General features: G+C 52.3%; 21 protein-coding genes. 14 read left to right on the forward strand and 7 right to left on the reverse strand.

Annotated features, from left to right (window positions below; all coding sequences use genetic code 11):
* The first annotated feature begins 1 nt into the window (after position 1).
* The 5 genes from BZG74_RS12925 to accC all read left to right on the forward strand — a co-directional run bounded on the left by BZG74_RS12925 (position 2) and on the right by accC (position 5,452).
* On the forward strand, positions 2–625 hold the full coding sequence (locus tag BZG74_RS12925) for a 3'-5' exonuclease (protein WP_077772981.1): 624 nt from the start codon (positions 2–4) through the stop codon (positions 623–625).
* Positions 626–868: 243 nt separating this feature from the next.
* Positions 869–2,818, forward strand: a complete 1,950-nt coding sequence (acs, locus tag BZG74_RS12930) for an acetate--CoA ligase (protein WP_077772982.1) — start codon at positions 869–871, stop codon at positions 2,816–2,818.
* Between the two features lie 340 nt (positions 2,819–3,158).
* Positions 3,159–3,614, forward strand: coding sequence for a type II 3-dehydroquinate dehydratase (gene aroQ / locus BZG74_RS12935; protein ID WP_077772983.1), 456 nt, complete (start codon positions 3,159–3,161; stop codon positions 3,612–3,614).
* A gap of 25 nt (positions 3,615–3,639) precedes the next feature.
* Positions 3,640–4,098, forward strand: coding sequence for an acetyl-CoA carboxylase biotin carboxyl carrier protein (gene accB, locus BZG74_RS12940; protein ID WP_077772984.1), 459 nt, complete (start codon positions 3,640–3,642; stop codon positions 4,096–4,098).
* A gap of 10 nt (positions 4,099–4,108) precedes the next feature.
* Complete coding sequence (accC, locus tag BZG74_RS12945) at positions 4,109–5,452, forward strand: acetyl-CoA carboxylase biotin carboxylase subunit (protein WP_077772985.1); 1,344 nt, start codon at positions 4,109–4,111, stop codon at positions 5,450–5,452.
* A gap of 110 nt (positions 5,453–5,562) precedes the next feature.
* Here the strand turns inward: accC and BZG74_RS12950 are convergent, their stop codons facing one another.
* Positions 5,563–7,197 carry a methyl-accepting chemotaxis protein gene (locus tag BZG74_RS12950; RefSeq protein WP_077772986.1) on the reverse strand — a complete coding sequence of 545 codons (1,635 nt, stop codon included), beginning with the start codon at positions 7,195–7,197 and terminating at the stop codon, positions 5,563–5,565.
* A 241-nt stretch (positions 7,198–7,438) separates the two neighbouring features.
* Between BZG74_RS12950 and prmA the strand changes: the two genes are divergently transcribed.
* From prmA to fis, 3 genes are all read left to right on the forward strand, one after another.
* The gene (gene prmA / locus BZG74_RS12955) at positions 7,439–8,326 is read left to right on the forward strand and encodes a 50S ribosomal protein L11 methyltransferase (protein WP_077772987.1); all 888 of its coding nucleotides are present in this window, start codon (positions 7,439–7,441) and stop codon (positions 8,324–8,326) included.
* Positions 8,327–8,554: 228 nt separating this feature from the next.
* Positions 8,555–9,520, forward strand: coding sequence for a tRNA dihydrouridine synthase DusB (gene dusB, locus BZG74_RS12960; protein WP_077772988.1), 966 nt, complete (start codon positions 8,555–8,557; stop codon positions 9,518–9,520).
* 22 nt (positions 9,521–9,542) lie between these two features.
* Positions 9,543–9,839: a DNA-binding transcriptional regulator Fis gene (fis, locus tag BZG74_RS12965; RefSeq protein WP_021024113.1), complete on the forward strand. Its 297-nt coding sequence runs from the start codon at positions 9,543–9,545 to the stop codon at positions 9,837–9,839.
* An 89-nt stretch (positions 9,840–9,928) separates the two neighbouring features.
* Here fis and zntR read toward each other — a convergent pair whose 3' ends face one another.
* Positions 9,929–10,354, reverse strand: coding sequence for a Zn(2+)-responsive transcriptional regulator (zntR, locus tag BZG74_RS12970; RefSeq protein WP_369801946.1), 426 nt, complete (start codon positions 10,352–10,354; stop codon positions 9,929–9,931).
* Between the two features lie 273 nt (positions 10,355–10,627).
* Here zntR and purH point away from each other — a divergent pair, with 273 nt between their 5' ends.
* Together purH and purD are read left to right on the forward strand one after the other, a co-directional pair.
* Complete coding sequence (purH, locus tag BZG74_RS12975) at positions 10,628–12,217, forward strand: bifunctional phosphoribosylaminoimidazolecarboxamide formyltransferase/IMP cyclohydrolase (RefSeq protein WP_077772989.1); 1,590 nt, start codon at positions 10,628–10,630, stop codon at positions 12,215–12,217.
* Positions 12,218–12,238: 21 nt separating this feature from the next.
* Complete coding sequence (gene purD / locus BZG74_RS12980) at positions 12,239–13,525, forward strand: phosphoribosylamine--glycine ligase (protein WP_077772990.1); 1,287 nt, start codon at positions 12,239–12,241, stop codon at positions 13,523–13,525.
* A 43-nt stretch (positions 13,526–13,568) separates the two neighbouring features.
* On the opposite strand, the gene BZG74_RS12985 is transcribed toward purD, so the two are convergent.
* Together BZG74_RS12985 and hupA are read right to left on the reverse strand one after the other, a co-directional pair.
* Positions 13,569–14,243, reverse strand: a complete 675-nt coding sequence (locus BZG74_RS12985; protein WP_077772991.1) for a DUF1481 domain-containing protein — start codon at positions 14,241–14,243, stop codon at positions 13,569–13,571.
* A gap of 58 nt (positions 14,244–14,301) precedes the next feature.
* Positions 14,302–14,574: a nucleoid-associated protein HU-alpha gene (gene hupA, locus BZG74_RS12990; protein ID WP_046074522.1), complete on the reverse strand. Its 273-nt coding sequence runs from the start codon at positions 14,572–14,574 to the stop codon at positions 14,302–14,304.
* A 223-nt stretch (positions 14,575–14,797) separates the two neighbouring features.
* Between hupA and BZG74_RS12995 the strand changes: the two genes are divergently transcribed.
* Complete coding sequence (locus BZG74_RS12995; RefSeq protein ID WP_077772992.1) at positions 14,798–15,886, forward strand: CNNM domain-containing protein; 1,089 nt, start codon at positions 14,798–14,800, stop codon at positions 15,884–15,886.
* Positions 15,887–15,931: 45 nt separating this feature from the next.
* Here the strand turns inward: BZG74_RS12995 and BZG74_RS13000 are convergent, their stop codons facing one another.
* Positions 15,932–16,522, reverse strand: coding sequence for a YjaG family protein (locus BZG74_RS13000; protein WP_077772993.1), 591 nt, complete (start codon positions 16,520–16,522; stop codon positions 15,932–15,934).
* A gap of 91 nt (positions 16,523–16,613) precedes the next feature.
* On the opposite strand from BZG74_RS13000, the gene BZG74_RS13005 reads away from it, so the two are divergent.
* Together BZG74_RS13005 and BZG74_RS13010 are read left to right on the forward strand one after the other, a co-directional pair.
* A complete protein-coding gene (locus BZG74_RS13005) occupies positions 16,614–17,519 on the forward strand; it encodes a D-2-hydroxyacid dehydrogenase (RefSeq protein ID WP_077772994.1) in 906 nt (301 codons plus the stop codon).
* Positions 17,520–18,107 carry a uracil-DNA glycosylase family protein gene (locus BZG74_RS13010; RefSeq protein ID WP_077772995.1) on the forward strand — a complete coding sequence of 196 codons (588 nt, stop codon included), beginning with the start codon at positions 17,520–17,522 and terminating at the stop codon, positions 18,105–18,107.
* 36 nt (positions 18,108–18,143) lie between these two features.
* Here the strand turns inward: BZG74_RS13010 and hemE are convergent, their stop codons facing one another.
* A complete protein-coding gene (gene hemE / locus BZG74_RS13015; RefSeq protein ID WP_077772996.1) occupies positions 18,144–19,208 on the reverse strand; it encodes a uroporphyrinogen decarboxylase in 1,065 nt (354 codons plus the stop codon).
* A 217-nt stretch (positions 19,209–19,425) separates the two neighbouring features.
* Positions 19,426–20,196, reverse strand: coding sequence for an NAD(+) diphosphatase (gene nudC / locus BZG74_RS13020; RefSeq protein ID WP_077772997.1), 771 nt, complete (start codon positions 20,194–20,196; stop codon positions 19,426–19,428).
* A 144-nt stretch (positions 20,197–20,340) separates the two neighbouring features.
* Here nudC and BZG74_RS13025 point away from each other — a divergent pair, with 144 nt between their 5' ends.
* Positions 20,341–20,826: an Rsd/AlgQ family anti-sigma factor gene (locus BZG74_RS13025; RefSeq protein ID WP_077772998.1), complete on the forward strand. Its 486-nt coding sequence runs from the start codon at positions 20,341–20,343 to the stop codon at positions 20,824–20,826.
* Positions 20,827–20,856 lie beyond the last annotated feature (30 nt).

Consider the following 20,856-nt stretch of genomic DNA (forward strand, 5'->3'; position numbering starts at 1 on the left):
TTTGAATTGGCTGACTCGGCATTGGTACCGTCATCGTCTACGACACTCACCCTATCGGGACTTATTTTTGCCCCCCGACTCAAGCACGCTGATTTCCCTCGACTGTGAAACGACCAGCCTGGATCCGCATCGTGCAGAGCTGGTTACGATTGCGGCCACCCCGATCAAAGGCAACCGGATCCTCACCAGTCACGCTCTCACCTTGACACTGGCCGCACCAGAGAGCCTAAACGCCGGCTCGGTCAGAATTCATAAACTCCGCCACCAGGATCTCGCCCACGGTGTCAGTGCAGCGCAAGCGATCACCGCACTGGTCGACTTTATTGGAAACTACCCCTTAGTTGGCTACCATATTCGTTACGATAAAAGCATTCTCGATCGTTACGCACGCCAGTATCTTGGCTTTCCGCTGCCCAACCCCCTGATTGAGGTCAGCGATATTTATCAACGCAAACTCGAGCGCCTGCTTCCTAATGCCTATCACGACATCAGCATCGAAGCCATCAGTCGTCATCTTGATATCCCTTTACCTGCCCGACATGATGCGCTGGATGATGCGTTGGCGGCGGCATTAATTTACGTCCGCCTCACCCAAGGTGAGATGCCCATGCTGCAATCCAAATAACACATCGAAGCCGCGACTTGCGCACTAAGCCAAAGACAAAGTGGGATCCAGCCCCCACTATCTGGCCTGACAACTGCACAAACCGCTTAAAAATCAATGGGGTCATCCTAAAGTCTAATTGTCGGATGACCCGATATATCTCACCTTTACTGCATGGTTTTCGTTTGCCAGGCAGCGGTAACGCCTGACATCTCACGACATGGAAGCGCCGCGTGGAGCATCGCGGACACGAGGAGAAACAGGATGAGCGATAGTCACGTATACCCCGTCATGCCTTCAATTGCACAAAAGGCACACGCTGATGAAGCCAAGTATCAAGCACTGTATCAGCAGTCAGTGACCGACCCAGAAGGTTTTTGGCATGAGCACGGGCAAATTCTTGATTGGATGACGCCTTATACCAAAGTCAAACACACCTCATTTGATACCGGCCATGTGGATATCCGCTGGTTTGAAGATGGTACCTTGAACGTGGCAGCCAACTGTATTGACCGTCATCTTAAAGACAAAGGCGATCAGGTTGCCTTAATTTGGGAAGGCGACGATCCAAAAGACGATGCCACGCTCACCTACAACCAACTCCACCAGCAGGTATGCCAATTTGCCAACGTGTTAAAAGATAACGGCGTCAGAAAAGGCGATGTGGTATGTCTTTATATGCCGATGGTGATGGAAGCCGCCGTCGCGATGCTGGCGTGCGCCCGTATTGGTGCGGTGCATACCGTGGTGTTTGGCGGCTTTTCTCCCGAAGCACTGGCAGGCCGAATTATTGACTCCAATGCCAAAGTGGTGGTGACAGCCGATGAAGGGATACGTGGTGGCCGTGCGGTGCCCCTGAAGAAAAACGTCGATGATGCCCTAGCAAACCCTAAAGTGAAATCGATTGAAAAAGTGGTGGTGTACCAACGCACCGGCGGTAATATTGACTGGCACAGTCATCGTGATGTGTGGTGGCACGAGGCCGCTGCGAAGGTGTCAGACGACTGCCCCGCCGAAGAAATGAAAGCCGAAGACCCTTTGTTTATTCTTTACACATCAGGCTCCACAGGCACCCCAAAAGGGGTACTGCACACGACCGGTGGCTATCTGGTGTACGCGGCGATGACCTTTAAGTATGTCTTCGACTATCAAGAGGGAGAAGTGTTCTGGTGTACCGCCGATGTCGGCTGGATCACCGGTCACAGCTACCTTGTCTATGGTCCACTAGCCAATGGTGCGAAAACAATCTTATTTGAAGGTGTCCCCACTTATCCAAGCACGCCACGAATGAGCGAAGTGGTCGATAAGCACCAAGTGAATATTCTTTACACCGCTCCCACCGCGATTCGCGCACTGATGGCAAAAGGCAACGAAGCGGTCGCGGGCACCCAACGCGACTCACTGCGGATCATGGGCTCGGTGGGTGAACCCATCAACCCAGAGGCTTGGGAGTGGTACCACAGCACCATAGGCAACCAAGCCTGTCCGATTGTCGATACTTGGTGGCAAACAGAAACCGGTGGGATCTTGATTACCCCGCTACCGGGCGCCACCGCGTTAAAACCAGGCTCGGCAACCCGTCCTTTCTTTGGCGTACAGCCTGCTTTGGTCGACAATATGGGCAATATTCTCGACGGTGCCACCGAGGGTAACCTCGTGATGCTTGACTCGTGGCCAGGACAAATGCGTACCGTATTTGGCGACCATGACCGCTTTGAGCAAACTTACTTCTCCACCTTTAAAGGCATGTACTTTACCGGTGACGGGGCGCGTCGCGATGAAGATGGCTATTACTGGATAACCGGCCGTGTCGATGATGTCCTCAATATCTCGGGGCACCGGATGGGCACGGCAGAAATCGAGTCGGCGCTCGTCGCATTCGATAAGATTGCCGAAGCCGCGATTGTTGGTGTACCACACGATATCAAAGGCCAAGCGATCTATGCGTATATCACCCTCAATGCGAGTGAAGTGCCCAGCGCCGAACTGCACAAAGAAGTCAAAGAGTGGGTACGTAAAGAAATTGGGCCCATCGCGACGCCCGATTTCATCCACTGGACGGATGCACTACCTAAAACCCGTTCAGGTAAAATCATGCGCCGTATTCTGCGCAAAATTGCCACCGGTGATACCGGCAGCCTTGGCGACACCTCGACATTGGCCGATCCTAGTGTGGTGGATAAACTTATCGCAGAAAAAGAAAGTGTGGTCTAACCCCAACGAAAGATTGCTTAGCAACCTTTGCCGCCTTCGGGCGGCTTTTTTGATCCCCGACACACGGTAAACGGAACTCTTTTCATCCCCGGCAATCACACAAAAAGTAGGGACATGAAGTATTACCCTGCTTCAAACCGCCCGTCACCCCCCATTTTGTGATAGCAAAAAGACAAAGTGTGCTGATTAGACCAGTATTTTGCTGCGATTTGCGCTGAAGTCTCTATAATTGCTGTCAGTAAGGAAAAATTTGCATGGTATGCGCCGTCATAGCATGTCCATCGGCTGGAATCCGCGTTAAGCTGCATAATAACAGCGAATAGGAGAAGTAAGCGTCAAGATGTCTACAAGAAACCAAGTTTTAGTGTTAAATGGCCCAAACCTTAATTTGCTTGGCAAACGTGAGCCTGAGCATTACGGTGCCCAGACCCTCAGCCAAATCATGGCGGGCTTAGAGGCACAAGCCGCTACCTTGGGTCTCAGTCTTGAACACTTTCAATCCAATAGCGAAGCTAGCCTTATCGATAAAATCCACCAAGCGATGGAGACCGTGGACTTTATCATTATCAATCCAGCAGCGCTGACCCACACCTCTGTCGCCCTGCGTGACGCCCTATTAGGGGTCAACATCCCTTTTATCGAAGTGCATTTGTCGAATGTTTACGCGCGTGAGCCCTTCCGGCATCACTCGTACTTTTCGGACAAAGCCATCGGGGTGCTCAGCGGCTTTGGTGCTGATGGTTATGAATTCGCCTTAACAGCGGCCGCGCGTCATTTGGCGTTTGCGGCTGAGTAAAACAAACATAAAGAAGAGACCTATCATGGATATCCGTAAGATTAAGAAACTGATCGAGCTTGTTGAAGAGTCTGGCATCTCCGAGCTAGAGATTGCCGAAGGCGAAGAGTCAGTTCGTATCAGCCGCTCTTCCCCAGCGGCGCCTGCGCAAATGGTTGCCCCGCAATACGCGGCACCAGCAACGCCTGCACCAGCGCCAGCCGCCCCTGAAGCATCGGCTGCGGAACCTGCGAGTGCTCCACAGCCAAGCGGGCATCAGGTTCTTTCACCGATGGTCGGCACTTTCTATCGTGCACCAAGCCCAGAGTCGTCACCGTTTGTTGAAGTGGGCACCCAGGTCAACGAAGGCGACGCCCTGTGTATTGTCGAAGCGATGAAGATGATGAACCAAATCCAAGCCGACAAGAGCGGTGTGGTCAAAGCGATTCTATGTGAAGACGGTCAGCCCGTTGAATTCGACGAACCACTCGTGATCATCGAATAAGCGAGGGCGCATGTTAGATAAAATTGTAATAGCTAACCGCGGTGAAATTGCACTGCGCATTTTGCGTGCGTGTAAAGAGCTGGGGATTAAAACCGTCGCGGTACACTCGACCGCAGACCGCGACCTTAAACACGTGTTGCTCGCCGATGAAACCGTGTGTATTGGCCCAGCGCCGAGCAACCAAAGCTACCTGAATATTCCTCGCATCATCAGTGCCGCTGAAATCACCGGTGCGGTGGCAATTCACCCAGGTTACGGGTTCTTATCCGAAAACGCTGACTTTGCCGAGCAGGTTGAGCGTTCTGGCTTTGTTTTTGTCGGCCCCAAAGCTGACACCATCCGTTTGATGGGCGATAAGGTATCGGCCATTGAAGCGATGAAAAAAGCCGGTGTGCCTTGTGTGCCTGGTTCGGACGGCCCGCTAGGTAGCGATCAGGAGAAAAACAAAACCATCGCCAAACGCATTGGCTATCCGGTGATCATCAAAGCATCCGGCGGCGGCGGTGGCCGAGGTATGCGCGTGGTTCGCTCTGAAGCCGAGCTTATCGATGCGATTGCGATGACCCGAGCAGAAGCCAAGTCTGCATTTAGCAACGACATGGTTTACATGGAAAAATTCCTGGAAAACCCACGCCATGTTGAAGTACAGGTGCTCGCCGACGGTCAAGGCGGTGCGATCCATCTTGGTGAACGCGACTGCTCGATGCAGCGCCGTCACCAAAAAGTGGTTGAAGAAGCGCCAGCCCCCGGTATTACCGCAGAGATGCGTAAATTCATTGGCGAGCGCTGCTGCCGCGCATGCGTCGAAATTGGCTATCGCGGCGCAGGTACCTTTGAGTTCTTATATGAAAACGGCGAGTTCTACTTTATTGAGATGAACACCCGCATCCAGGTCGAACATCCTGTCACCGAAATGGTGACTGGCGTCGACTTGGTCAAAGAACAACTGCGCATTGCGGCGGGTCAGCCACTGTCGTTCACCCAAGACGACATCCAAATTCGTGGCCACGCGGTGGAATGCCGGATCAACGCTGAAGATCCAGAGCGCTTTATCCCAAGCCCAGGCAAGATTGAACGCTTCCACTCACCAGGTGGGATGGGCGTGCGTTGGGAGTCACACGTGTACGCGGGCTATCAAGTTCCACCCCATTATGACTCCATGGTTGGTAAGCTTATTTGTTTCGGTGAGAACCGTGACGTCGCGATTGCACGCATGCGTAACGCGCTCGCTGAAACCGTGATTGATGGGATTAAAACCAACATCCCTCTCCAACTCGATATTATGAACGACGAGCACTTCCAACACGGTGGTGCCAACATTCATTATCTCGAGAAAAAGCTCGGCTTGTCGTAATCATGCCGTAGGCCTTGACGGAGGCCATGCCATCAACGCAAGCAACCAAACCGCCGTTAATCGGCGGTTTTTTTTATCTCTTTTTAAGCGTGATTGTCTCGCGAGCTCTCTTAAGCCTTGGCAGGCTGACCTTTCTCTCTCGCCTGACCGGCCAACTTAAAATCATTCAAGGTCTCTTTTAGAAACAGCGACTGACTCATCAGTTGCGCCGCGATATCGGCCGTTTGCGTGGCCTGCTCGCTGGCTGTGTGGCTTTGTCCGTTTATTTTCTCCACCGACTCGCTCATGTCTTTGGTCACACTGGCTTGCTCGCCCGCCGCGGTCGCCACTTCACTGCCCATCGATTTCACCTGATTGACTTTCTCAAAGATGTCGGCCAGCACCGCGCGAGATTCCGCCACCACCGCCAGCGTTTCTTGCGCCATTTGGTTATTACTGAGCACCCGCTCTGATGAATGATGAATGCCGCTTTGCAGACCCTCAAGCATGGCTTTAATGTCACACGTCGCCGCTTGTGTGCGTTGAGCGAGGTTTCTGACTTCATCGGCAACTACGGCAAAGCCTCGCCCTTGCTCACCCGCTCTTGCCGCCTCGATGGCCGCGTTTAAAGCCAGCAAGTTGGTTTGCTCAGCAATCTCACTGATGGTTTGCGTCACTTTGGTGATTTTTTGGCTCTCTTCTGCACTGGCTTGAATCTGCGAAATGGTCTGCTCAAGCTCGTCGATAAAGGCGGTCATACTGGTGGTCGCACGGCCGACCACATCGGCACCATCGCTGGCACGCCCTTGGGTAACGGAGATAATGTCGGCCGTACGATTCATGTTTTGCGCCACTTGCTCAATCGTGGCACTCATTTGCGTCATCGCACTGGCAACATGCGTGATCTGTGACGACTGTGTGCTCATATTGTCCTGCACACTGCGGCCGCGCGCCGCCAGATGATCCGCATGCGCGAGGAGCACTTGTGTATTCTCTACCACTTGCCCAATGATCGCACCAAAACGTGCTTTAACCATACGGTAATTGTCGTTGAGCTCCCCCAGCTCATCATGACGAACGGGCTCATCGCCCGAGACAAGGTTACCAGAGGCCAGATGCTTTAATGCCTCACTTGTGTCTTTAATAGCGCCAATCACACGCGTTTGCACCGTCCACGTCATGCCTACGGTGATAAGCAACACGGCGGCCAACATGCCAACCAAATAAGGTTGCCCCTGATTGAGCGCCAACCCCATGCCCAAGGTGCACAACATCAGCACCAACCCGCAACAAAGATGAAAAAACCAACGCAACTGGATACGCCGCAACAAAGGCGCGTTAGGTAAAGGGCGGGAGGGCTCTTGTCTTAGTGTTTGATAAAGCTTTTCAGCGTCTGTCACCTCATCGCGACTTGGTTCACTGCGCACCGATTGATACCCGACAATCTCCCCCTCTTTGACCACCGGCGAGACAAACGCATTCACCCAATAATGGTCACCGTTTTTACAGCGGTTTTTGACCATGCCACGCCAATTTTTACCTGCCTTAATGGTCTGCCAAAGGTCCTTGAACGCGGCCGGTGGCATATCAGGGTGGCGCACAATATTGTGGTCGCTGCCAATGAGTTCGTCGCGGTTATACCCACATATTTCGATAAAGGCATCATTAGCGTATTGTATTTTGCCATTGAGGTCGGTTTTCGACACCAGCTCCCCTAATCCATTAAATCTCACCTCTTTTTGTGTCACCGGGCCTGTGTCTCTCATTCTCCAAATCCTTTGTTAACCATGACCATGGGGAGCAAAACCACCTCATTTGCTCATCGCTGCGGAGCAATAATGTAATCAATAACCGCAGAAAATAAAGGGCTATTTGCATAAAACCCGCACTAACTTGCAAAAAATTCCACTCACGCTTAATACTCATCATGCTGTCATCATCTTGTGCAGCGAGCACAGTATGGATCTGATAAGATCGCTCGATTCCTTTTCCGACACGAGACACACCATGCCTTGGATCCAACTCAAATTGAATGCGACGTCTGATAACGCCGAAGCGATTGGCGACCTACTAATGGAAGAAACGGGCGCCCTATCTGTCACCTTCTTAGATGCCAAAGACACACCTGTCTTTGAGCCCTTACCCGGCGAAACCCGCTTATGGGGCGAGACAGATATTATGGCCTTGTATGATGCACAGGCTGACATGAGCGATGTTTTAGCCATCATAAGCGCCAGCCCACTGCTCGCTGATGACTTTGCGTATAAAGTAGAGCAACTGGAAGACAAAGACTGGACCCGGGCATGGATGGATAGCTTTAAGCCGATTCAATTTGGCGAGCGATTGTGGATCTGCCCAACCTGGTGTGAGGTGCCTGATGAAAATGCAGTGAATGTGATGCTCGACCCAGGCCTCGCCTTTGGCACCGGCTCTCATCCAACCACCGCACTGTGCTTGGAATGGCTTGATAGCCTAGATCTAAGCGGCAAAACCGTGATTGATTTTGGCTGTGGATCCGGCATTCTCGCGATTGCCGCCATCAAACTGGGCGCCGAGCGCGTGATTGGTATTGATATCGACCCCCAAGCGCTACTGGCGTCCAAAGACAACGCAGAGCGTAACGGTGTCGCCGACCAACTTCATCTTTATCTCCCTAAGGACCAACCGGCCGATCTCAAAGCCGATGTGGTAGTGGCCAATATTCTTGCCGGGCCGCTTCGTGAACTCTCCGGGGTGATCAAAGGCCTCATCAAACCCGGCGGTCAGCTGGCGATGTCTGGCGTGCTAGAAACTCAAGCGGATGATGTGGCGAACCATTACCGTGACACGCTCACTATTGACCCGATTGTCGAACGCGAAGAGTGGTGCCGTATAAGTGGCGATTTGCCCGCTTAAGCCACTCACTAACCCCCGTAAAGCCTGACCCTCTCGCCATACCAGTGCGTCAGGCTTACACAATCAGTATACCGAACTGCTTGATTAATCAGCGAAACGCTACAGATACAAAAAGTACTGTAAAAATCAAGCCATCAATGCTCAAATATTGTCCTTTTCAGATGCTGAAAAAATGCGTAAAATGCGCGCCCTTGCTGACTCAGAGCGGCTGAAGAGGATTTAGAGCTTTTGCGTATCGGACCCTACACCCTGGATGTCCCCTTGATCGTGGCCCCAATGGCCGGCGTGACGGATAGACCATTTCGTGAGTTATGCCTTGCACATGGTGCGGGCATGGCTATAAGTGAAATGATGTCATCAAATCCAGCGTTGTGGCGGACGAGCAAGTCGCAAAAGCGCATGGTTCATATTGACGAGTCCGGTCTGCGTTCGGTGCAAATCGCGGGGGCTGAACCCGAGCTTATGGCTGACGCAGCGCAGTTTTGTGTGGAGAACGGGGCGCAAATTATTGACATCAACATGGGTTGTCCAGTGAAGAAGGTCAACAAAAAGTTAGCAGGCTCTGCGTTGCTAACTCGACCTGATCTCATTGAACAAATCCTCAAAGCCACGGTAAACGCGGTGGATGTTCCCGTGACACTCAAAACGCGCACAGGCTGGGATCCGGACAATAAGAATTGTGTTGAGATCGCCCGGATGGCGGAAGATTGTGGCATCCAAGCCCTTGCACTGCATGGCCGCACGCGGGCCTGTATGTACAAAGGTGAAGCAGAGTACGACAGCATTAGGGCTGCGAAAGCAGCGGTATCCATTCCGGTGATTGCCAATGGCGACATTGACTCACCAGAAAAAGCTCAGTATGTCCTCGACTACACGGGCGCGGATGCAATAATGATTGGTCGCCCTGCTCAGGGACGCCCGTGGATTTTTCGCGAAATCCACCACTATCTCACCACAGGTGAGCACTTGCCTGCCCCTTCACTAGAAGAGGTTAGGACAATTTTGTTGGGTCATGTTCAAGAGCTTCATCAGTTTTATGGGGAGCTCAAAGGGTTGCGTATTGCCCGTAAACACGTGGGCTGGTACCTAAAAGAGCATGACCAAATTGGCGACTTTCGCCGCACCTTCAACGCAATCGAAGATGCACCACAGCAGATCGATGCGCTGCAAGGCTACTTCGACAACGTTGCATAAATACGAGAAGAGCTGACAGAATATGTTCGAACAAAACCTGACTTCCGAAACATTGACAGTAACGACTGTAACTTCACAAGATCAAATTACGCAAAAGCCACTTCGTGACTCTGTAAAAGCGTCCTTGAAGAACTACCTCGCGCAATTGAATGGCCAGGAAGTCAACGATCTGTATGAGCTTGTCCTCGCAGAAGTTGAGCAGCCACTGCTGGATACCATCATGCAATACACCCGCGGTAACCAAACCCGCGCAGCCACCATGATGGGCATCAACCGCGGTACATTGCGTAAGAAACTGAAAAAATACGGCATGAACTAATCAACCATTAGTTTGGCTGTTATCAAACGGGTTAGCCGTCAATCGGTTAGCCCGTTTTTGTTATCTATGAGCGCGCAAAGCGCCCCACCTTAGCAACATGAATTGGAGTCTTCGCTGTCTGCAAGGGTTTCTAATATCGAGCAATGAGTCGCGTCATCGTCGTCCATACCGCAGCAGGCGGCATTTAAACGCGTAAGGGCATGCTTGACCCGCTCAAGCGCCGCTATCTTCTCTGAGACCTCATTCAGGCGCCGCTGGGTGATCCCTTTCACCTCTGCACAGGTGTGTAAGGTCGCTTCTTCGCGAATGTCAGACAGCTCGTGAATTTCATCAAGCGATAACCCCATTTCTTTGCCGCGTAAGATAAACATCACCTGGCTAATGGCCTCATCGGCATAGAGTCGGTATCCACCTTCTGTGCGGGCACTCGGTGCTAGCAAGCCTGATTTTTCATAAAAACGCAGTGTATCGGTGGAGACACCACAGTGCTTGGCTAGCTCACCAATTTGCAGCAATTTGGTCATCACCGCTCCTCTATCCTGATTCAATTGATCCTCCTTTTTGTAGCAAAGCCGCGACCCTATGACCAGCATTGCATGAGAACCAGAAAGGGCTGAGGTGTAAACACAATAAAAATGTCGCCATCAGCAAATAGCAATCGATTGCGCGAGCGAAATCAGATAGAATAACGCCGCTTTGGCACTTGGCGGTTTAATAAAGCCCACCCCTATTGTTATAGATGGTGAGCTTTGATAAGCATTCAATCTGTCAGTGAAGAGAACTAAGCCATGGAAAATCTGCGTCCTATTCGTCGCGCGTTACTCAGCGTGTCTGATAAAACCGGTGTGGTCGAGTTTGCCCAAGCACTCGCCCAACGCGGTGTCGAACTGCTATCAACTGGCGGCACGGCCCGTTTACTCGCAGAAAACGGCCTTGCGGTCACCGAAGTCTCCGAGCATACCGGCTTCCCAGAAATGATGGATGGCCGTGTGAAAACCCTCCACCCGAAAATTCACGGCGGCATTTTGGGCCGACGCGGTCAAGACGATGCGGTAATGGAGCAGCATCAGATCGCACCGATTGATATGGTAGTAGTGAATCTCTACCCGTTCGCACAAACCGTTGCCAACCCAGACTGCACACGCGAGCAAGCCATCGAGAATATCGATATCGGCGGCCCGACCATGGTGCGTTCAGCGGCGAAAAACCATGCCGACGTCACCATTGTGGTGAACAGCCAAGACTATGATCGCGTGCTTACCGAGATGGATCAGCACCAGCACTCTTTGACACATGCCACGCGCTTTGATTTAGCCATTGCCGCGTTCGAGCACACCGCGGCCTACGATGCCATGATTGCGAATTACTTTGGCACCCAAGTCCCTGCCTACCATCACGCCGAAGAGAGCCAAGACTCGCCATTCCCGCGCACCCTGACCCAACATTGGGTTAAAAAGCAAGACATGCGCTACGGCGAGAACAGCCATCAGGCAGGTGCGTTTTATACTGAAGCCCAACCGCAAGAGGCCTCGGTGGCGACGGCTACCCAACTCCAGGGCAAGGCGCTGTCTTATAACAATATCGCCGACACCGATGCGGCATTAGAATGCGTCAAAGAGTTTGAACAGCCTGCCTGCGTGATTGTAAAGCACGCCAACCCCTGTGGCGTCGCTATTGGCGAAGACTTACTCAGCGCCTATCAACGTGCTTTTCAAACCGACCCTACCTCAGCATTTGGTGGCATTATTGCCTTTAACCGTGAACTGGACAGCGACACGGCACAAGCCATTGTTGAGCGTCAATTTGTTGAAGTGATCATCGCACCTCGCGTCAGTGACGCCGCCAAAGCGGTGGTTGCAGCAAAGAAAAACGTACGCCTTCTCGAGTGTGGCCAATGGCAAGCGTGCACCACAGGTTGGGATAGCAAGCGCGTCAATGGCGGCTTGTTAATCCAAGCACGCGACCAAGGCATGGTCGGCTTAGACGATTTGCGCATTGTCTCTGAGCGTCAGCCCACAGACAAAGAGCTAAGCGATGCACTATTTTGCTGGAAAGTGGCAAAATACGTGAAATCGAACGCGATTGTGTATGCCAAAGACAGCATGACCATCGGCGTCGGTGCCGGCCAAATGAGCCGCGTCTACTCGGCGAAAATAGCCGGCATCAAAGCGGCCGACGAGCAGCTCGAAGTGGCCGGTAGCGTGATGGCCTCTGATGCCTTCTTCCCTTTCCGTGACGGCATTGATGCCGCAGCCGACGCTGGGATCACCTGCGTGATCCAACCAGGTGGTTCGATGCGTGATGAAGAAGTGATTACCGCTGCCAATGAGCATGGCATGGCGATGATCTTTACCGGTATGCGCCATTTCCGCCACTAAGCGGCTGAGGAAGGAGAGAATATGAAGGTTTTAGTGATTGGTGGCGGTGGCCGCGAACATGCCTTGGCATGGAAAGCAGCTCAGTCACCGAGAGTCGATACCGTTTACTGCGCGCCGGGCAATGCTGGCACCGCGCACGAAAACAAGTTGAGTAACATTGCGATCGCGGCTGATGACGTTGAAGGGTTGCTGGCCTTTGCCCGCGAGCAACAGATTGGCTTAACCATCGTAGGTCCTGAAGCCCCCTTGGTGTTAGGCGTGGTCGATGCCTTCCGTGAACACGGCTTGGCTATCTTTGGCCCCACCCAAGCAGCGGCACAACTTGAAGGCTCGAAAGCCTTCAGCAAAGACTTTTTGGCGCGTCATGATATTCCCACCGCCGACTACCAAACCTTTTCGACGGTTGAGCCCGCGCTAGCCTACATCGCGGAAAAAGGTGCGCCCATTGTGGTCAAAGCCGATGGCCTTGCCGCCGGGAAAGGAGTCATGGTGGCGACGACCGAGCAAGAAGCCACCGACGCGGTGCGCGACATGCTCTCGGGCAATGCGTTTGGTGAAGCGGGTCACCGCGTGGTCATCGAGGAATTCCTGCAAGGTGAAGAGGCAAGCTTTATCGTTATGGTGGATGGCGAGCATGTGCTCCCCATGGCCACCAGCCAAGACCACAAGCGGGTTGGAGAGGGCGATACCGGCCTCAATACCGGGGGCATGGGCGCATACTCGCCCGCTCCTGTGGTCACCGATGCGATTCACCAACGCGTGATGGACGAGGTGATTATGCCCACCGTAGAGGGAATGCATCAAGATGGCACTCCCTACACCGGCTTTTTGTACGCAGGGCTCATGATTACCGCCGATGGCACGCCAAAAGTGATTGAGTTTAACTGTCGCTTTGGCGATCCGGAAACCCAACCAATTATGATGCGTTTGCAATCTGATTTGGTTGAGCTTTGCTTGGCCGGTAGCGAAGGTCGCCTTGATAAGGTTGAGTCCAAGTGGGATCCACGTGCAGCCGTGGGGGTCGTTTTAGCGGCTGGCGGCTATCCAGGTGAATATCGCAAAGGGGATCGCATCACGGGTTTACCCACAGATAGCGATCTCGCCAAAGTGTTTCATGCCGGTACCGCGCTGAAAGACGGTGATATCGTGACCGCTGGCGGGCGTGTACTCTGCGCGACCGCATTAGGTGAGAATGTTACCACGGCAAAACAAGGGGCTGATGCGCTCGCTGCCTTGATTCATTGGCCAGGTTGCTTCTATCGCAACGATATTGCCCACCGGGCCGTATCACGCGAGAAAACAATCTAACCGTCAGAATATGATTTAAAATGCGCCCTGTTGGCGCATTTTTTTATTCATCCAATAAGCGAGGGCGCTGTAAGCAACGCTTCTCATCGTCAACATGCACCAAAAAGTCTATTTGATCGCGACCGATACTTGGGCTGCCTCCCGCAATCACAAACGTGCCAGGCTGGTTGATACGTTGCACCAAACTCGCCGAGATAGCCTCTGAAAACGCCCAGCGCTGACGATCGTTGTCGCAATCAACCCAATGTTCACCTTGCCGCTGCGCTTGCAGCACCGAGACATTGTTAGCTAATTGCGCCTGCGCTTGGCGCTCAATGTGATTCGCTTCTTGATATAGGCGGGAAAGCGTTGCACTGTCTAAAGGCAACAGGGCATCACCTTGATGATAACGCTGGAAAACCGGCTCACCATTAGCGTCAAACCGCACGTGCATCGAAAAGGGCACCAAGCGGTTATCGACCAGCTTTTTCCCTTCACGCTTTAACGCACGTAGGCTACCTGCTCGCCACGCATATTCACTGCGGTACTGGCCGTAATCGCCTTGCCACGCTTTCTCCGCTAAACCGATAACCTGCCCTTGTTGGCTATCTAGCCAATAAACGGCGCGATAATCTCCCGCTGCGAATGCGGTGATATGAGTGACGGGCTTTGGCGGCTTACCGCTAGAACAGCCTGTCAGTGCCATCACTAAGGCAAGTATACAGAGGTGAAAGCGCATGGCGGGCTCGAGACAAAAACGCCATAGCGGGAGGCTATGGCGACATCAGCATGCGTGCTTACTTAACAGCGTCTTTTAACGCTTTACCTGCGACAAACGCAGGGACGTTTGCTGCAGCGATTTGAATTTCTTGACCCGTTTGTGGGTTACGACCAGTGCGCGCTGCACGGTGGTTAAGCTTAAACGTACCGAAGCCAATCAGTTGTACCTGCTCGCCTTCTTTTAAGGCGCCTTCAATACCGCCCAAAGTCGCTTCCAAAGCTGTTTTAGCTTGTGCTTTTGAAAGGTCCGCTTTTTCTGCGATCAGGTCGATCAGTTGGGTCTTGTTCATTATGTCTTCCCTTCTAGGTTTTTTAGAGACGAAGTCACTCTAATTCAAAAGAAGCCCGGCTGGCAAAGGTTTGTGGCGCTGAGTGTGGCTGTATGGAGGCTCTTTAACCACAAACTGAGCGCGATCTCACAATTTGTTGCGTTTTTTCTCAGTTGAATGGTTGTAAAAGCCCGTCAATAGCCTGATCTTTAGGGTGTTGATTGGCTTTTAACTCCGGAAATTTATGCTCATTCTGGTTCTTTTTATCTCGCTTTCGATTGGCGTGTCCTTCATTTGCTCCGTACTTGAGGCGGTATTGCTCAGCATCACACCGAGCTACATTGCGAACCTCCGCCACCAAGGGCACCCTGCCGCCGAGCGTCTCAATGCGCTCAAAAAGGATATAGATCGCCCTCTGGCCTCGATTCTGACCCTCAACACCATTGCACATACGGTGGGGGCAGCAGGCGCGGGGGCACAAGCAGCTCACGTGTTTGGTGATGCATGGGTTGGCGTATTCTCCGCTGTGCTCACACTGGCTATTTTACTGCTCTCAGAAATCATTCCTAAAACCATTGGCGCAAACTTCTGGCCGCAATTAGCGCCTGGGGCGGCGCTAGTGCTCAAATGGATGGTCTGGGCGCTGACGCCATTCGTTTGGCTGTCTGAACAAATAACCAAGCGACTTAGTGCGGACACCACCCATGTTAAACTGAGGGACGAAATTTCAGCAATGGCAATGCTGGCATCAGAAAGTGGGGAAATGGGGGAAGACGAAACGCAAATGCTTCATAACATGCTGAAGCTGAGGGATCTTCCCGCCACCCAGCTGATGACTCCGCGCCCCGTACTATTTCGCGTGCCAGCTGAAATGGACGTGAATGGCTTTTTGGAGGAGCACGGTGACTGCCCGTTCTCGCGGCCCTTGGTTTACGGTGAACAACGCGACGATATTTTAGGTTTTGTCCACAAGTCTAATATCTATGAGGCCAAGACCCAAGGCGCTGGCCAAACACGGATAGGCAATCTCATGCGGCCACTGGCTGTTATTTTACCTGGCAATAGTGTCTTACAAGCGTTTGATATCTTAATGATCCGCCGCGCTCAGTTGGCGATGATTGTCGATGAATATGGCACAGTGCAAGGTATTATCACCTTGGAAGATGTGTTTGAATATTTAACTGGGCGAGAAATTATCGATGAGGCGGACACGGTCACCGATATGCAGCAACTTGCTTATCAGCGTTGGGACGCTTGGAAGAAACAGCACAACATGATTGAAAGCCAAGATGACGACGAACCGCCGGTGCAGCGACATACGGATGAGTCATGATCAGAAAAGGCGGCTCCAGCCGCCTTTTTATCGGATGACGCGTGCTTACTCGACACGTAATCCGAGGTTACTGACACCCGCCTCACGCAGCTCTTGGCGTATACTTTTGATCATTTCTACATCACGGCTTTCAGCACTTTTCAGCACGCGGAAAATGGCCCATTGGGCATCCCACTCGTCACAAACTGCTTCAAACGTTTTTTGATTCTCATCCGTCACAGCTTCTCCCGTTTGCGCCTCTTCTAGCTGCGCTACGCTGTGTATGGATTGCTGCGACACTTTTAAGGTGATGGGGAGTATTTCATCACGATCCAACAAAGCATGGAGGAGTTGAGACAAGGCGATACAGGCGTCAATCGCAGGATAGGTCAGATAAATGGCATCCTCATCAGCAACCGGAATTAATGGCTCTAGCTTTTCCAATTGCTGTTCAAAGTCAATTTTGGCACTTTTAACCGTCTGCGACTCCCATACCGCATCGAGAATATTGCGAAACGCTTGAGGGTCGGCAAATTCAGTTTGAGCACAGTAGAGCGCATAGTTAGGGACCATACGCTCCACCAGCGCAGCCATAAAACTAATATGCTGCCAGTTTTCACATTTTTCCAAACGCAGTTGCAAAGGGTTTCGTAACATAGTCAGTGAATCTTTAATAACGGGAAGGCATGTTGTCCTCATAGAATGCGGCCAGTGTACTTGATTCCCCAAACCATAAAAAGGAGCCTTTGTGGATAAAATCTACGTTATCAGCGAGCATGCCGAGACTTATCACCAGTTGCTTGAAACGGCTCAGCTTCCCGATCTCGCTATCACCTCATCCGCAGAGGAGGCCAGTATCTGGTTGGCCGATCCGCCGCTTGCGGCCCCCCACCTGCACCATGCCAAGGCGTTACGTTGGCTACAATCCACCTTCGCCGGGACCGATGCCCTGATTCAAGCCCCCTTCCGCGACTATCAGCTCACCAATGTGCGCGGTATTTTCGGCGCATTGATGGCCGAATATGTATTCGGCCACATACTGACGGAAACCCGACATATTCACCAGTACGCCGAGCAGCAGGCTCAGTGTCGCTGGCAACCTCACCCCTATCAGTCTTTGAGCGGGAAAACGCTCGCCATTTTAGGCACAGGGGCGATTGGGCAACATATTGCGACCGTCGCTCACGCATTCGGCATGAGGGTACTGGGCGTCAACCAAGCCGGCCGGCCCGTCGAGGCATTTGATCAAACCATGACGTTGCCAGAGTTACAGCAAACACTTGGGGAGGTAGATGTGCTGATCAGCACCTTGCCCGCGACGCCTGAGACGGATAAATGTTTGAATGCGGATTTTTGGCAACAGGCACAAAACCTCATATTCATCAACGTTGGCCGAGGGGCCACCGTGGAGGAGCCAGCACTGATCCACGCGTTAGATAACAAGAAACTCGGCTTGGCGGTCTTGGATGTAATGCAGCAAGAGCCGCTGCCTGACCAGCACCCCTTTTGGACACACCCAAACGTGAAAGTGACACCCCATATTGCGGCGGTCAGTTTTCCTGAGCAGGTTTTTGCGCTATTTGCCGATAACTATCGACGCTGGCGCGCAGGCGATCCCCTCATGCACCAAGTCGATTTTGACAAAGGCTACTAGATGCTTTTCGAGGATTTAGGCACGGCTGTAGCCGCGGCCCGAGCGTGTCGGTTATGCCAACACTGGCTGCCCGATGGGCCCCGCCCTGTTATCCAAGCCAGTGCTAACGCTCGAGTACTGATTATCGGTCAAGCACCAGGACGACGTGTTCATGAGAGTGGCCTGCCCTTTAATGACCCCAGTGGCGACCGCCTGCGAGAATGGCTGGGGGTCACGCGCGAGCAGTTTTACCAGTCAGATTTATTTGCCATCATGCCGATGGGCCTTTGTTATCCCGGCAAAGGCAAATCGGGCGATCTACCGCCGGCACGCGTTTGCGCCCCCGTGTGGCATCAGGCAATCAAAACACACCTATCACGAGTGTCTGTTACCTTGCTCATTGGCCAATACGCGCAGCAGTACTATTTAGCCAATAAGCCGAAAACATTGACTGAGACTGTCAAACACTGGCAAAAGTGGGCCCCTCGCACCTTTGCGCTGCCTCACCCTTCTCCCAGAAACACCTTGTGGCTACGCCGCAACCCGTGGTTTGAAGAGCAGGTGGTGCCGGCTATGCGTGACCAGGTTCAACAGGCTTTATACGATTGAGGCTAAAAAAAGCTCGCCAGTTGGCGAGCGTTTTTCTTAATCGTGGTAAGGACGCGAGAGTTCGTGCACTGCATCAATAAAGGCGCCTGCGTTTTCGGGCGGCACATCCAAGTGAATGCCATGGCCCAAGTTAAACACATGGCCCGTACCTTGCCCAAACCCTTCTAGGATGGTGGCGACCTCTTGGCGAATGCGTTCTGGACTTGCATAGAGCATTGATGGATCCATATTGCCTTGCAGCGCCACTCTGTCGCCAATTCGCGCCTTGGCATCCGCGATGTTAATCGTCCAATCAAGGCCCACACCGTCACAGCCTGTGGCCGCAATATGCTCTAACCACATCCCCGCATTTTTGGTAAACAGCGTCACAGGGACACGACGACCGTCATTTTCGCGAATAAGACCATCGACGATTTTCTGCATATACTGCAAAGAAAAATCGTTATAGTCGCGTGGCGTGAGAACGCCACCCCAGGTATCAAACACCATGACCGACTGAGCACCGGCTTTAATTTGGGCATTCAAATAGCTAGTCACGCTATCGGCAAGCTTATCGAGTAGTGCATGCAGCGTTTGTGGCTCGGCATACATCATCTTTTTAATCTTGGTAAAGGCTTTTGAAGTGCCGCCTTCAACCATGTAAGTCGCCAGCGTCCACGGGCTCCCCGAAAAACCAATCAAAGGCACGTCACCGTTTAACTCGCGACGGATGGTGCGTACCGCATTCATCACATACTGCAATTCCCCTTCGGGATCAGGCATGCCAATTTTATCCACGTCGGCTTTACAGGTGATGGGACGGGAAAACTTAGGTCCCTCGCCCGTTTCAAAATATAGCCCAAGCCCCATCGCATCGGGAATAGTGAGGATGTCTGAGAACAAAATTGCTGCATCTAAATCGAAACGACGCAGCGGCTGCATGGTGACTTCGCAAGCCAGCTCGGCGTTTTTACACAATGACAAAAAATCCCCCGCTTGAGCACGCAATTCACGATACTCCGGCAGGTAACGGCCAGCTTGGCGCATCATCCATACTGGGGTGCAATCGACTGGCTGCTTATAGAGGGCGCGTAAATAACGATCGTTTTTCAATTCGGTCATTGTGTCAAACCTGTGTGCGAATAGTGGCGCTCATTGTATCACTGTGCCGTGGCAACAAAAGCCAAGCTTTGTTAACAGGATCATAAAACTGTCACCAAGCTACCGTAAAGGATTGCTGATGATTTAACCACATGTTACAACCAATCTATAACGACAATAGGTCTACGAAAGACAACATGTTCGCATCTTACCCCGGCTCCCCTACGGCCGGGTTTTTTTATCCCTGCGCCAAGGCGCAGCTGGCCTCGATAAGGCGTCGAGCAATGGTGCCTTTGGGTGCGACTGGCGGTAAAGCATTGCAGTCAAACCACTGCGCATCCGTTAATTCCTCATAATCTGGCCTTAACTCGCCGCCCGCATACTCTGCCAAGAAGCCCATCATCAAGTTTGAGGGAAACGCCCAAGGCTGACTATCCATGTAACGGATATTCTTAACCTGAATGCCCGTCTCTTCCTCGACTTCACGAGCCACACACTGTTCGAGCGTTTCTCCGGGCTCAACAAACCCCGCTATCACAGTGTACATCCCCGTTTTATGTCTAGGGTGCTGTGCCAATAAAAGGCGTTTATCGTCACGTACCGCTACAATGACGCAAGGCGACACACGCGGATAATCGTGACGCTGACAGCATGAGCACCACATCGCCACAGCCTGTATGTCAAACTCGGTGTGCTGACCACAGCGACCACAATAGGCTTGCTGCTGGCGCATATAATCAAGTTGGACTGCCCGCCCGACTAACGCAAATAAGTCGGCTGACAGGCAGGGAAGTAAGTCTCGTAAACTCGCCATCTCATTATCAGGAAGCATCGGGTTACAATTAAACGCCCCCACGACGGGCGTGTGCTGATAGTCACCGACAGTCACGATATCACCGCCAGAAAACGGCAGCTTCGACAAGGGGATACATGGCAATTCGCCGTTTGGCAGCCAAAGTTTGCCCTTGGTAACCGCACACACATAGACGGCTTGTTGATTCTGAGACATGGTCACTTCCTTAGCCTTGCAGCTATACTTGAATACTGGCAATCTAGCTTTATAACGTGATGCAAAGGATTGAGCAGCCCGTTAATTTTCAGCCGGCCTTATATAGTGCCATTCATTCGCTGATCGATCACGAGGACACCGATCATGCTGAGACAACTCGAACGAACCAAAGCACAATGGAGCGGTTACGACGAGGTCATCGATTACTGGCTCGAGCTACGTCGCCAACTGTTGGTGGAGTATTACAATGTGGCTGGCGTCGCCGCTAAAAAGAAGCAAACCCTGCCAACCAAAGCGGAGCTTGACCGCTTTTGTGACTACCTAGTCGATTACATCTCAACGGGCCACTTCAAAATTTACAATATGGTCATGGAGCGTTGGCAGTCGACAGGCTTCTCTGCCACCAAAGAGACCGACAACCTCTATTTCCGTATTGTCGACACTACCGATCCACTGTTGGACTACAACGATAAATTTAGCGCGATCGACCTCGACGATGATGATTATGACGCCACGGATTTCGATCAGGATATGTCTGCGATCGGTGAGTGGTTAGAGCAGCGTTTTGAGTTAGAAGATACCCTAATTCGCGTCATTGCCGACAGCCTTGCTCACCCACCGGGTGCGTAAGTCAACCTGCCAGTCAGCTGCTTAACGCCG

Origin of the sequence: Salinivibrio sharmensis (assembly GCF_001995985.1) — a bacterium.
In the GTDB taxonomy this organism is placed as follows: domain Bacteria; phylum Pseudomonadota; class Gammaproteobacteria; order Enterobacterales; family Vibrionaceae; genus Salinivibrio; species Salinivibrio sharmensis.